We start from the raw sequence: 12,970 nt of genomic DNA on the forward strand, positions 1-12,970 counted from the left end.
CGGCGGCCTCAACCCGTCGACGGAGCGTAAGCCGCGGGCGTCCTTGCACGAAGACAGTGGCTCACTCGGCTGCGTTTCGTGGCTGTGGCTGAACACAGCGTCTTCGGCGGGATCGATGGCTACCCGGAGGGGTTGTCCTTCGGCTCTCGGGAGGAGCTTCGAACTGCGGGGTTGTATCGACACCTGCGGGCGGGCATCAGTGATGCCCCGGAAGATGGGGCCGACGCCATCATCGTCTCGGGTGGTTACCCCAACGATCGTGATGAAGGTGACCGCATAATGTACACCGGTCAGGGCGGCCAAGACCTCATGGGTCGCCAAGTCGAAGACCAGGAATTGGCTCGGAGAAACCTGACGCTCGTTCGCGCCGAGGGACATGGTCTACCCCGTTCGCGTCATCCGAAGGGCGCGCCGAAAGTCCCCACCGCATTTCCCGGTGACGGGTTATTGCTACGACGGCCTTTACATCGTCGTACAACACTGGGTGGCGCCGAGCGAGCTGGACGGGCCGTTGGTGTTCCGCTTTGTGCTCGAAGAGTCGGACGGCGGAACGCGTTGAGAATGTACCGAGTCGACTGACCGGTCGACGGCGCCGGTCGGCCATCGGTCGCCAAGTCGAGCCATCAGCGTGACGCGAAGACTAACACGGGATAGTGCCGTGACGTAGTGGGTCAAGACACGGCACGACCACCCCTGTCAGGTGTGCGGAACGCGGCTAGAGGGTTGACGGTGGCGCCTATGCCGAAGGTGCTCACATCGGGCCCCTTGGACGACCACACGACGGACCAACTGTCGTTGAAAACGTCCTCTGCCTTTACCCTAATCACCATGTCCTTTTCGATAAGGGCGCCATCTTCATCGAAGGAGAATGGGTCCGTACCTCCGCGGACGGCTCCGTGGTCGCCAAGCTGCGCATCGATGCAGAACATGCTCTCACCTGGAGGCTATTAGGTACCACCGTCGACATTTCGCTCAGGTCGCGACGGTCGACGGTCGACGGTCTAGGCATAGGACTGCAAGGTCCCCATACAGCGCCCTTGCAACGGGTCCGGAGTGCTGACGCGAGGGGCTCCTATGCCGAGGCGCTGGAGAGTGTAAGTCCAGCGACCGACTGAGTGATTCAACTCTGAGGGTCGACTCGGGTGTGGTCCCGCCCCATACAATCCGCTCCTGCTTGACTGTCGTGTGCACGGCAATCTCCGAGCGGGATCGGTTCAATCAATGCAGGAGCGGCGACGATGCATCCCGGGTAGCTCGTCGGTGAAGATTCGCATCCGAACCCCGGCGCCTTCGCGGGGCGTGTTGTAATCGCGGACCGTGCCCGTCTCGCGCTCCGTGCTCTACGCGCCGTCATCGCTTGTCGAGGACTGCTCTGCAACTTCGTCGTCATTCAGAAGATGAAGCTGAGTCAACCACCGCAAGACATGCGAAAGCTGCGTTGCGCTGATTCCGGCTGGGGGCTCCTCTCTGAGAGACGCGAGCGGCGTTGATCCGCGTACTGCGGCGAGAACCTCCTCTGCGCCAAGTACTCGATCCAAGAAGAGCCTCTGGAGCAGGCTCACGTCACGCGACTTCAGCAGCTCTTGACCGGACGCAGTGACGGTGACGGCATCGCCGTCCAATTTCACAAGGCCCAAGGTGAACAAATTGTCGACCCGTCGGCGCGCCTCGCTGTCGAGCGTGATGCGGGGGAATTCGGTGCGGTAAGCGCCGATCAAACCTTCATAAGTGGGATCGCCCTCGGCGAGTTGTAGCATCCGGAGCACCACAGAAAGGTAGCTGTCCCCGGTCCGTGAGCCGCCGAGCTTGTCGATGGGCCGCTTCCCCGTGTCGTCGGAGCGCCTGGCTCGCCGCCCTACGCGGGCGAGATCTGTAATTGAAGCTTCGTTGACTTTCAGACGGAAGACCTTCGACCCCAGGCTCAGAAAGTGGGACGTCTGAAGCATGTATAGGCGTCTGCCAGTCGCCGCGCTAAACTCCGCCTGAAGTTCTCGGCGCGGCAGCGGCGGACCTCCAGCGCCTCTGTGCCACCAATCCTCTTTCAAGTCGTTGGTGACAAGCAGCGTGTCGCGTTGGCGTCCTTTGGCTTCGGCGATGACTTGTGCCCATAGTAGGTAGTCGCCGACCGCAAGCTCCTCCGACTTGCCCTTGTCCATGTATCCCGGCGGGATCGACTCTTTTTGACGACGAGCACCCTCTGTTCGAAGGGCCTTCTCTTCTCCAATCGAAGGAGGTTGACCCACGCGCTCTGAAAGCAGTGTGGTTAGCTGCTGTAGTACTTCGTCTTTATTGGTGTCGAAAGATGTTGCCGGCCGGTGCTGTTCGCCAAGTCGCGCAAGCCGCAGCACCAGGCGGTCGACGGTCTGTGTCCAGCTGGCCACTACGTGGCTTTTCTCCTGCTCGGGTAGTGACGTCATCTTGGCCCATTGATTGAGGGCGTCTTCGCCCTGCTTGCGCAGTGACTGAAGCTTGTTTTGCACGCCAGTCAAAGAGGTCGCATAAGCTTGCAGTGTCGTGTCTCTGTTGTACCAGAACTCGGCCGCAGCCTGATGGCTAACGTGCAGCCGGTCATCCAAGCGTGCCAATAGTCGACTCAGGTCCGTACGGGCAACCTTCGTGATCCTGTAGAAATCCAGCAGGACGTTCGCGTCTAAAGTAACCAGTCCGCTTCGAAGGACTTCCTCGAAGGCGTGGTCAGGTGGAGTTAGGTATCGCTCGAAGCCGTCCGCCAGCGATCCCCCACGCGGAGAGCGTGATTCCTTGACTCCGACGTCATGCTCATCGGCGCCTTTGACGCCGTCGCCAGTGTTCCTATCGCCTGGGCCGGCGTCACGAGCCTGCTCGTCCGTTGCGCGAGTCACGGCTCGCCACGTTAGTCGGCAATACCGGCGCAGTTGCTCATTAGGGCATGCCAACGCGTCGGGCGTTGAGTCCGGCGCGAGCCTTGGGGCTCAGGCTGTGAGTACGAGCGCTGACGATGTCCGGTAGGCGAAGCCCGTGTAGCTAGGCGTGCGGACGTCGCAGAAGTAGACCTCGCGCGGCACGTCTGCGGGGTGGGGGATAGACCCCGTGGACGCGTCTGCAGCACCGTCTCGTCATAGCAGCTCGGGTCCTGCCCCAGTTGGAAAGTCGATGGAACGCATCCCTCAGGGGCCAAACGGGGGTCTCACGTGGACGTTTGTCTGGCTGCAGGCGGACCTGCAGCCAGACAAACGACCCGAAACGCCAGCCCGTGAAAGCGTCGGGTCCAGACCCTGTCCGGACGGCTTGGCTCACGGCGGGCGGAGAGCGACCCCACCCAGACCCCCATGGGCTTTCGGCACGTCGCACGTTCTCCGTCCTGGCGTGCCGGTCACATGTCAGGCAAGCCGGTGCTCCAGCACGAACCGAGTGGTCACGTCCCAGGGCATCCGCGCGGCGTCTGGGCGAGCGGGGTTGCCCATGTCGATCCCCACCACCTCAGCGGCGACCACGCGGCCGGCACCGTCAGCGACCCGACCGTTCAGCGCAGCGACGGCGTCACGCAACCGCAGGTTCGCGTAGTGCTCCGGCAGGCCCGCGCTGCGCGTGACCTCGTGCACGGTGGTCACAGTGACCCGCACCGTGCCGCCCTCGCCGGGCACCGTGGATGCCACGCGTGCATCCCGCAGGAGGCTGGAAGCCCGTCCGGGAACGGGCTGGCCCGTGTACGTCGGTCGTGGGCTGGCCGTCGTAACCGAGGCCAAGAGATTGCCGTTCACGGAGAGCGCGAACTCGCGCACCGTCTCGTCCGTCGGCTCGGCTGACAGCACGGGCACGGGGTGGAACGCGCGGTTGACGGTCAGCCGCAGGTTGTCCCGGTGTAGCTCACCACTGGTGCTCGTGCTGATCTGATCCGTTTGGACGGCGAAACCGAGCGCCCTGCAGGACTCGTAGACCCGGTCGGCGTCCAGCGGCGCGTACATGAACGGTCGGTACAGGACGAAGTCCAGCCGTCCGGAAGGCACGCCACCTGCCGTAGTAGTGGGCTTGGGCTGGACGATGTACAGCACCGGCTGACCGGTCGGGTCGGCCGTGGCTTCAGCGGGAACGCCGGTCACGACGATGGAGACAGCCTCGCCGTAGAGGTCCGCCACAACGCCGCCCAGTAGCTCGGCCAGCTGGGTGTCGTCGTTAATCTGTGCGCCCTCTGCGTGCTTGACCTTGACCTCGGCGGCCTGGACCAGCAGACCGGCGCGCTTGACCTCGTACTCAGCCTGAGAGAGGTCCACAGCAGTCGGGGTCTCGTCACCCCCGGCGAGACGAGCGACCAGCTTTTCGGCTGCCTCCTCGGCCTGCTGGCTCGCCTCCCGACGCATCGCGTACAGCTCCCGTGCCTCCGTGATCGCCAGGCGAGACAGTTCAGCGGCGGTCGGGGTGGAACGGGTCTTGCGGTTGGTGTTGCTCACGGGTTGATCTCCTTTGGTAGTGGCTTCGCCTTGATGACGAAGGCCGGTTCGCGGGCATGACTGATGGCGGACCCTCACGGGTCCGATCTCTGGTCAGCCGTTGGTGTTGACCGGATGGGGCGGACGGGGTCCGCCCGGGTCAAGTCGTGTCAGCTGCGCCGATGCACCGGCCCCGCAGGGGCCGACCTCGGGGAGCCGCCTTGCTGTGTTGCTGTAGTGCTGTGCAGGTGTTGATGGAGGGGGTTCTAAGGGGGAACCATCAACATCAACGCCGACCCTGGTCGTCGCTAGGGAGTCCGCTCCCAGCGGTTTCCGGAGAACCGCACGCGCCCCTTCAGGGAGGTCCGCACGGTGACCGGCGAACGGTTCACCAACGCGGCGTAGTGATCACCCAGGGCTGACAAAGACGTCGCGGGCGGCTGTTCAAGCACCACCCGGTCAGCGAGCGCATCCCACATGCCAGCCGGTGAAGTCCTCGACTCCTTTCGCTGCTCCTGCTCGCCGTTGCCAGTCCACAGAGTCCAGACCGGCGCATCTCCCACAACATCCAGCGAGGCGTTCAAGGCCACCGGCTCACCGTCGTTGCTGCGCACGGCCAGTTGCCTGCGCTGGTCCTTCTCCCGGCTGGTCAGAACCGCCTTCACCCGAGCCGCAACGCTCCACGTTCGTGCTCCGATGGGGGCGTTCACACCATGAGCCGGCCCGGTGGGTCCGGGCTTGCCCGTGTGGGTAAGCAGTAAGACAGCTGTGCCCTGCTGAGTCAGCCGCAGGAGGGGCCCGATCACCCGCTTGGCTTGGCCGTTGTCGTTGACGTCGTCCACGATCCCCAGGACGTTGTCCACGACCAGCAGACCCGGTGCTAGTCCGGTCACCGCGTCCATGAGTGCGTTCCACTCGGCGTCCCCCGTTGCGGAGTAGTCGACCACCCGTACCCGCTTGCGGTTAGGCGCGGCGACCAGTGGCGCGATGCGGCGGCGCACCGATGCCGCTCCGTCTGCGTCGGTGCAGACGAACGCCACGGCATCCAGCTCCCCGGACAGGTCGCATCCCAGGAACTCGCGCTCCCCGTTGAGCAACGCCGCAGCCATACCAACCGCCAGGTGCGTCTTCCCGGCAGTCGGCGCACCGGACAGCACGGTCAGTGTGGTGGACAGCACTCCGGCGATGAGGTGGGGCTCCCGCTCCTGTTCTGGCCAGTCTGCCGGGTCGAAGACGTCCCGGAACCGCAGTCCGCCCCTGGTACAGGCGGCCTCGGCGGTGGTTATCTCCGTCTGCGGTCGGTTCGTCGGGGCTGTCATCGGGACACCTCGGCCCGCGCGCGGGTCGACGTCGACACGGCACCGAACACGCGCCGCGCGGTTAGGGCGCCCGTGAACGTGGTCGCCACTTCGGTGGACCCGGCAGCACCCCCGGACGCTGTGGACCGCGCTGACGCCGTTTCTGCCCGGCCTCGCGGGTGCTTCCGCCAGGACCCGTGGGCCGTGTCTTGGGGGAAGGTGGCGACGATGGGCGCACAGGCGACGCACGGTGCGTGCGTAAGGCGCGTCCAGCCCTCGGCGTGGCCCCATGCGGCAGCGGCGGCGTCGGCGTTGCACAGCCCGGCGGTGACGTAGGCGTTGCGGATGCGATCCCACGTGCGAGCGGACTCGATGGTTTCCGGCAGGTGCCTGCGAGGTAGAGCATCGGTGCGGGTCACGCTGCGCTCGCCATCTCGACCCGCCCGGCCATGACGAAGCGGTGCAGCTCTGCGCGGTCGTAGAGCACGGTGCGACCGACCCGGTGGAACGCGGGGCCTCGGCCGTGGTGCCGCCACTGGCGCAGCGTGCCGGGCGCGAAGCCGGTGACCTGCGCTGCTTCACGCTCACGCACCCAGCGGGTGGGCGTCACGGCTACGGACCGCGTAGTGGTGTTGCTGGACACTGAGTGAACCTCCTTGTGGGCAGGACTCATGGCCGGACGTGCCGCCAAGCGGGCAGCCCGGTGAGACCCCTGCGGGGTGGGTTGTTGTTTGCCGTCGCGCCCCTGCTGAGCAGGCACTCAGGGGGCGGCGTGTGAGCCGTCGGATGCGCTGTCCGTCGGCCGGGAGCGGTGGGTGCGGCCCCGCTGGCTGTCAGGGCGCCCTCCGGCAGAACAACTCTGACATGCTGTCGCGGTTGGTACGAGCGTGTGACAGAACGTGTGTTTCCCCAGTTCCGGACCACTCAGCCACAGTTGGGCGTTCCGCGCCCGGCACCGGCTCACGCCGTCGTCAACGACTCCTCCAACGACGCACCGGGTTGAGGACAAGGCTGCCGCTCGTTACCGGAAAAGTTTCCGATGACGGAGGTAACGACGGTTCACCGAAACTAACGTGCAGTGATCTACGGGTGCCCGGTCCGGCGATGAACGTGCAGGTCAGCTGACGACGAGGCACACGACGCGATCACGAGTAACAAGGCGATCTGCTAAGCACTTGGTCGCAGGTTCGATCCCTGCCGGGCGCGCCGCCGGTCGGCCTTCTCGTCACTCCCCTGCTGCAGGATGCGCGCTGCCGGCACCCCCACCGGGTGCCCGACCCGCAGGAGATGGTGACCATGGCGCCTCCCGACCACCGCACCGAACCGCCGCTGACGGGCGGGGAGGCGACGCTGCTGACCGGCTTCCTGGAGTTCCACCGGCAGACGCTGGAGTGGAAGTGCGCCGGCCTGACCCCCGAGCAGCTGGCCACGCGGGCCGTCCCGACCTCCGAGCTCACGCTGCTGGGCATGGTGCGCCACCTCGCGGCGGTGGAGACCGGCTGGCTCGTCGGCTTCGGCGGCCTCCCCCACGACCTGTGGCCCGACGTCGTCCGCGACCGCGACGAGCAGTGGCGGGTCGACCCCGGCACCGTCACCGCGGACGACGTGACCGCGGCCTGGACGACCTGGCGGGCGGCGGCCGACGCGGTCGGCGAGGTGGCCCGCCGGCTGCCGCTGGACACCGAGGACCGGCCGTGGGGCCGCGAGGACGCGTTCTCGCTCCGCTGGATCCTTCTCCACCTGATCGAGGAGTACGCCCGGCACAACGGCCACGCCGACCTGATCCGCGAGGCCCTGGACGGCGCCACCGGCGAGTGACCCGACCGCGGGGCTCCGAGGAACGGGCACCCCGTGCGGCGGGCTGTTGGAGCGCCGGGCGGCCGGGTAGGGGGGCGGGCATGGCGACGAACGGGACGACGACGCTGGAGGTCCACGAGGCCGGGTTCGACGGGACCGTGACCATCGAGCACGGCACCGTCCGGGTGACCGGGACCCGCCCGCAGGACGGGGCCGCCGTGGTCAAGGACGTGCCCGCCGACCGGGACCCCGAGCTGACCCGGCTGGTCGAGCGCGCCATCGGCGGGGACACCGGGGTGGCCGGACAGCTGCTGGCCCACGTCGGCGTGACCGACCCGGCCTGAGCCGGCCGGTCAGCGGGGCGCGGGCGGCTTCAGGACGGCGAACGGATCGGTGACCTCCAGCCCCGACGTGACGAAGCGGTAGAGCGCCGCGGGGCGGCCCCCCGCCCGGCCGGGCGCCGCGAGCTCGCCGGTCGGCTCCAGCACGCCGCGGCGCAGCAGCACCCGCTGCAGGTTGGTCGCGGTCACCTCGTAGCCGAGCGCGGCGACGTAGATCTCGCGCAGCTCGGCGATGGTGAACGTCGGCGGGGCGAGGGCGAAACCGACGTTGGTGTACGAGAGCTTCGCCCGCAGCCGCTCCAGGGCCGACACGACGATCGAGCCGTGGTCGAAGGCCGTCCCCGGCAGCGCGTCGACCGGGTGCCAGGCGGTGTCCTCGGGCAGCACCGGGTCCAGGTCGCCCGGGATCAGGCCGAGGTAGGCGGTCGCCACGGTGCGGCTGCGCGGGTCGCGGTGCGGGTCGCTGCGGGTCTCCAGCTGTTCCAGGTGCGCGAGCTGGGCCACCTCCACCTTCGACGCGAGCTGTCGACCGACCGATGCGCCGAGCGTCTCCTCCGGCAGCAGCGGCCCGCCTGGCAGCGCCCAGGAACGGGCGAACGGCTCCTTGGCCCGGTGCCAGAGCATCACGTGCAGGCGCGCGCTCCGGACCTGCAGCACCACCGCGAGCGCCTGGTGCGGATAGGCCGGCCGCTCGGGCGAGGACCAGACGGACGTCACGGATTCCATGCTAGGTTTCTCGGCAGAGGTTTTCGCCTGATAGTCCGAAACCCCCACTCCTCCGGAGGTCCCGGTGACCGCAACGCTCCCCGCTCCCACCACCGCGCAGTGGACGCCGGAGCAGTGGCAGGACTGGCGCGACGAGGTCCGCCGGCTGGCCGCCGAGCGCGACGCCGTCGTCCTCGCGCACAACTACCAGGCCGCCCCGATCCAGGACGTCGCCGACCACGTCGGCGACTCCCTCGCCCTGTCCCGCATCGCGGCGGCCAGCACCGCGAGCACGATCGTCTTCGCCGGCGTCCACTTCATGGCCGAGACGGCGAAGATCCTCAGCCCCGAGAAGACCGTGCTGGTGCCCGACGCCGCCGCCGGCTGCTCGCTGGCCGACACGATCACCGCCGACCAGCTCCGCGCGTGGAAGGCCGAGCACCCGGGCGCCGCCGTCGTCTCGTACGTGAACACCACCGCCGAGGTGAAGGCGGAGACCGACATCTGCTGCACCTCCTCCAACGCCGTCGAGGTCGTGGACTCGATCCCCGCCGACCGCGACGTGCTCTTCCTCCCCGACCAGTTCCTCGGCGCGCACGTCCAGCGGGTCACCGGCCGGCAGAACATGCGCATCTGGATGGGCGAGTGCCACGTGCACGCCGGCATCTCCCCCACCGACCTGCGGCAGAGCATCGAGGACGCGCCCGACGCCGAGGTGCTCGTGCACCCCGAGTGCGGCTGCGCCACGAGCGCGCTCTGGATGGTCGGCCAGGGCGACCTGCCGTCGGACCGGGTGCACGTCCTCTCCACCGGCGCGATGCTCGACCAGGCGAAGCGGACGACGGCGAAGCGCGTGCTGGTCGCCACCGAGATCGGCATGCTCCACCAGCTGCGCCAGGCCAACCCGGCCGCCGCCTTCGAGGCGGTCAACCCGCGCGCCGAGTGCCCCTACATGAAGATGTCGACGCCGGAGAAGCTGCTGCGCGCGCTGCGCGAGGGCCGCGACGAGGTCACCGTCGACCCGGAGATCGCCGCCCGCGCGCGGTCGGCCGTCGAGGCGATGATCGCCCTCGGCACCCCGTCGCTGGTCGGCGAGTGACGGTGGGGCCCCGCCGCACCGCGCCGGTCGCCCCCGCCGTCGTCCCGGCCCTCGCCCTGCCGGCACCGGGCTGGTCCCGCACCACGGAGGTCACGGTGGTCGGCAGCGGCGCCGCCGGGCTGATGACCGCGCTCGCCCTGGCCGAGGCAGGACGCCGGGTCGCCGTCGTCACCAAGGGCCCGCTCGGCGCCGGCAGCACCCGCTGGGCGCAGGGCGGCCTGGCGGCGGTGCTCGGTGCCGACGACGACGCCGCACTGCACGTGCAGGACACGCTCACCGCCGGGGCGGGGCTGTGCGACGAGGCGGCGGTGGCCGCGCTCGTCGCCGAGGCCCCGGCCGCGGTCCGGCTGCTGCAGCACCTCGGGGCGCGGCTCGACGTGGATGCGCACGGCGCCCCGGCGCTGACCCGGGAGGGCGGGCACAGCCGTGACCGGATCGTGCACGCCGGTGGTGACGCCAGCGGCGCCGAGGTCACCCGCACGCTCGTCGAGGCGCTGGGCGCGGCGGGCGTGGAGGTGCTCGAGCACACGGTCGCGCTCGACGCGCTGCGCGCCGCCGACGGCACGGTGGTCGGACTGCGGGTCGCCCGGGTCGCCGCCGACGGCACCCTCGCCGACGCCGGGGACCTGCGCTCGCACGCCGTCGTCCTCGCGACCGGCGGCTACGGGCAGGCCTACGCCGCCGCCACCAGCCCCGCGGGCACGACCGGCGACGGGCTGGCGCTCGCGCTGCGCGCCGGCGCCGAGGTCGCCGACGTCGAGATGGTGCAGTTCCACCCGACCGTGCTCTGGCAGGGGCCGGGCGCCGCCGGGCAGCAGGTGCTGATCTCCGAGGCGGTCCGCGGCGAGGGCGCGGTACTCGTCGACGGCGACGGACGGCGGATCATGGCCGGCGCGCACCCGCTGGCCGACCTCGCGCCCCGCGACGTCGTCTCGGCCACCATCGCCGCCCACCTGGCCGCCACTGGCGAGGACTGCGTCTTCCTCGACGCGACGGACCTGGGGGCCGGCTTCCTGGAGCGCCGGTTCCCCGGCATCCTCCGCGCCTGCCGCGCGGCCGGGTTCGACCCGGCCACCGAGCCGGTGCCGGTGGCCCCGGGCGCCCACTACACCTGCGGCGGCGTGCTCGCCGACCTCGACGGCCGCACCAGCGTCCCGGGGCTCTTCGCCGTGGGCGAGGTCGCCTGCACCGGTGTGCACGGTGCGAACCGGCTGGCGTCGAACTCGATCACCGAGGGGCTGGTCGCCGCCCGCCGCTGCGCCGACCTGCTGGACGCCACGCTCCCCGCGGGCACACCCGCCACCCCCGCCTCCCCCCGCGCCCTGGCGACCGGTGCGGTGGACCCCGCGTCGCGTGCGGCCATCGGTGCGGCCACCAGCCGGCACGCCGGGGTCGTCCGCACCGCCGACGGCCTGACCGAGCTCACCGGCACGCTGGCCGCCGCGCCCCGCCTGCCCGCCGGCCGGCCGCTCGACCTGGCCGCCGTCGAGGCGACCGCGGTGCACACGGTCGCCACCCTGCTGGCCACCGCGGCACTCGCCCGCCCGGAGAGCCGCGGCTGCCATCGGCGCGCCGACGCCCCCGGCACCCGGCCCGAGTGGCAGCTGCGGCTCGCCCACCGCATCGACGCCTCCGGCCACCTGCACACCCGCACCGTGCCGCTGAGCGCGCGCGGCACCCGGCAGACCCAGGGAGTGGCATGACCGGCACCGAGTGGCACCCGCTGCGACCGGAGCTGGCCGATGTCCTCCGCGACGGCGGCCTGGACCCGGCGGGCGTCGAGCGGGTGATCCGCCGGGCGCTGGACGAGGACCTGGCGCTCGGCCCCGACGTCACCACGGCCGCCACGGTGCCGGCCGACGCCCGCGCCTCCGGTGACGTGGTGCCGCGTTCGCCCGGCGTGCTGGCCGGTGTCCCGGTCGCCGCGGCGGTGTTCGCCATCGTCGGCGGGGACGACGTCGCCGTGACGGTGCAGGCCGCCGACGGGATGGCGGCCCGCACGAACGCCCCCGTGCTCACCGCGACGGGGCCGACGCGGTCCCTGCTGACGGCGGAGCGCACCGCGCTCAACCTGGTCGGTCACCTCTCCGGCATCGCCACGTTGACCCGGCGCTGGGTCGACGCCGTCGAGGGCACCGGCGCCGCCATCCGCGACACCCGCAAGACGCTGCCCGGGCTGCGCGTGCTCGAGAAGTACGCCGTCCGCTGCGGCGGCGGGGTCAACCACCGCATGACCCTGGGCGACGCGGCCCTGGTCAAGGACAACCACGTGGCGGCAGCAGGCGGCATCGCAGCGGCGGTGGAGGCGGTGCGAGCGCACTCCCCGCAGATCCCGCTCGAGGTGGAGTGCGACACCCTCGACCAGGTGCGCGAGGCGATCGACGCCGGCGTGCAGCTGGTGCTGCTCGACAACTTCTCGCTCGCCGACACCCGCGCGGCGGTGGAGCTGGTGGGCGGCACCGGCGTTCGGCTGGAGGCCAGCGGCGGGCTGTCGCTGGAGCGGGCCGCCGAGGTGGCGGCGACCGGCGTCGACTACCTGGCCGTCGGCGCGCTCACGCACAGCGCCCCGGTACTCGACCTCGGCTTCGACCTGCGCTGACCCGCTGCCCCGGCCGCCGCTCTGGTCGTGTTCCTCGCGCCTCGGGAGTCCTGCACGACCCCGAGAGCGCGGGCAGCACCCCTAGAGCGGCTCGCGGGCGGGGTGCTCAACGAGGAATCGGCGGGCCCGCCGCTCGTTGCGGAGCACCAGCGGGAGGAGCACGGCCATGCCGAGGGCCATCACCACGACCAGGCCCAGGCGCCAGGGCGACGGCGAGCCGACGAACTGCCCGACGAACATGAGCAGCAGGCCGAGCTGGAGGATCAGCAGCCACCGCTGAGCGGTCAGCCGCTCGGCCAGGTGGCGTACCAGGGGCACGTGCGTCGGATCGACCGGCACGCTGCCGCGCAACTCCTGCAGGAGCAGCTTCTGCTGTCGACGGTCCAGCACCGTCAGGGGGCTGCGCAGGCCGCCGAGCCGACGGGTGGCACGCCACTGCCCGATCGCGCCGACCGCCACGAGCACCCACGCGGACGTGGCGGCGACGACCGCTGCGATCTCCTGCCCGAGCGGTTCGTCTTCCGTCGCGGACGGCTCGTCGCCCGCCCACGCAGCCACCGCGAAGGCGATGGCCACGCACAGCACGAGCAGGCCCGCCACCAGCAGGACGACGAGCCGGCGTCCCCGGCGGACGCGCGCCTCGAGCGCCTCGGACGGCAGCCCGTCGAGAATCCGCCGGGCTTCAGCCCAGCGCTCGGCATCGGTGGTGGGCACCCGCAGAGTCT

The 12,970-nt window shown here is 70.2% G+C and carries 12 protein-coding genes and 2 pseudogenes; 8 read left to right on the plus strand and 6 right to left on the minus strand.

The features are described 5' to 3' along the window. Positions 1–84 precede the first annotated feature (84 nt). From ACI79Q_RS07205 to ACI79Q_RS07215, 3 genes and pseudogenes are all read left to right on the plus strand, one after another. Positions 85–357: pseudogene (locus ACI79Q_RS07205) on the plus strand (YDG/SRA domain-containing protein); the annotation flags it as partial. A gap of 19 nt (positions 358–376) precedes the next feature. Continuing rightward, entirely contained in the window at positions 377–559 is a 183-nt protein-coding gene (locus ACI79Q_RS07210) for a YDG/SRA domain-containing protein (protein ID WP_456614463.1), read from the plus strand. A 190-nt stretch (positions 560–749) separates the two neighbouring features. Next, positions 750–1,115: pseudogene (locus ACI79Q_RS07215) on the plus strand (HNH endonuclease); the annotation flags it as partial. Between the two features lie 225 nt (positions 1,116–1,340). On the opposite strand, the gene ACI79Q_RS07220 reads toward ACI79Q_RS07215, so the two are convergent. The 4 genes from ACI79Q_RS07220 to ACI79Q_RS07235 all read right to left on the minus strand — a co-directional run bounded on the left by ACI79Q_RS07220 (position 1,341) and on the right by ACI79Q_RS07235 (position 6,314). Beyond that, positions 1,341–2,861 (minus strand): PIN-like domain-containing protein, encoded by a 1,521-nt coding sequence (locus ACI79Q_RS07220; protein ID WP_456614464.1) that lies wholly within the window; start codon positions 2,859–2,861, stop codon positions 1,341–1,343. A gap of 498 nt (positions 2,862–3,359) precedes the next feature. Next, positions 3,360–4,427 (minus strand): hypothetical protein, encoded by a 1,068-nt coding sequence (locus ACI79Q_RS07225; RefSeq protein ID WP_456614465.1) that lies wholly within the window; start codon positions 4,425–4,427, stop codon positions 3,360–3,362. A gap of 287 nt (positions 4,428–4,714) precedes the next feature. Then, positions 4,715–5,725 (minus strand): AAA family ATPase, encoded by a 1,011-nt coding sequence (locus tag ACI79Q_RS07230; protein WP_456614466.1) that lies wholly within the window; start codon positions 5,723–5,725, stop codon positions 4,715–4,717. A 394-nt stretch (positions 5,726–6,119) separates the two neighbouring features. Beyond that, positions 6,120–6,314, minus strand: coding sequence for a helix-turn-helix transcriptional regulator (locus ACI79Q_RS07235; RefSeq protein ID WP_456614467.1), 195 nt, complete (start codon positions 6,312–6,314; stop codon positions 6,120–6,122). Positions 6,315–6,973: 659 nt separating this feature from the next. Here ACI79Q_RS07235 and ACI79Q_RS07240 point away from each other — a divergent pair. Both ACI79Q_RS07240 and ACI79Q_RS07245 read left to right on the plus strand, forming a co-directional pair. Further along, the gene (locus ACI79Q_RS07240) at positions 6,974–7,522 is read left to right on the plus strand and encodes a DinB family protein (protein WP_456614468.1); all 549 of its coding nucleotides are present in this window, start codon (positions 6,974–6,976) and stop codon (positions 7,520–7,522) included. Positions 7,523–7,602: 80 nt separating this feature from the next. Next, positions 7,603–7,845: a hypothetical protein gene (locus ACI79Q_RS07245; protein ID WP_456596134.1), complete on the plus strand. Its 243-nt coding sequence runs from the start codon at positions 7,603–7,605 to the stop codon at positions 7,843–7,845. Between the two features lie 9 nt (positions 7,846–7,854). On the opposite strand, the gene ACI79Q_RS07250 is transcribed toward ACI79Q_RS07245, so the two are convergent. Next, a complete protein-coding gene (locus tag ACI79Q_RS07250; protein ID WP_456614469.1) occupies positions 7,855–8,568 on the minus strand; it encodes an NUDIX hydrolase in 714 nt (237 codons plus the stop codon). Positions 8,569–8,632: 64 nt separating this feature from the next. Here ACI79Q_RS07250 and nadA point away from each other — a divergent pair, with 64 nt between their 5' ends. From nadA to nadC, 3 genes are read left to right on the plus strand one after another with little or no spacing between them, the layout of a single operon-like run. Continuing rightward, positions 8,633–9,646 (plus strand): quinolinate synthase NadA, encoded by a 1,014-nt coding sequence (gene nadA / locus ACI79Q_RS07255; RefSeq protein ID WP_456614470.1) that lies wholly within the window; start codon positions 8,633–8,635, stop codon positions 9,644–9,646. Continuing rightward, the gene (locus ACI79Q_RS07260; RefSeq protein WP_456614471.1) at positions 9,643–11,349 is read left to right on the plus strand and encodes an L-aspartate oxidase; all 1,707 of its coding nucleotides are present in this window, start codon (positions 9,643–9,645) and stop codon (positions 11,347–11,349) included. The genes nadA and ACI79Q_RS07260 overlap by 4 nt, the downstream gene beginning before the upstream one ends. Beyond that, the gene (gene nadC, locus ACI79Q_RS07265; protein WP_456614472.1) at positions 11,346–12,245 is read left to right on the plus strand and encodes a carboxylating nicotinate-nucleotide diphosphorylase; all 900 of its coding nucleotides are present in this window, start codon (positions 11,346–11,348) and stop codon (positions 12,243–12,245) included. Before ACI79Q_RS07260 ends, nadC begins: the two co-directional genes overlap by 4 nt. Before the next feature lie 81 nt (positions 12,246–12,326). Here the strand turns inward: nadC and ACI79Q_RS07270 are convergent, their stop codons facing one another. Further along, positions 12,327–12,959: a hypothetical protein gene (locus tag ACI79Q_RS07270; protein ID WP_456599440.1), complete on the minus strand. Its 633-nt coding sequence runs from the start codon at positions 12,957–12,959 to the stop codon at positions 12,327–12,329. Between the last annotated feature and the right edge of the window lie 11 nt (positions 12,960–12,970).

The organism is Blastococcus sp. SYSU DS0828 (genome assembly GCF_054050975.1).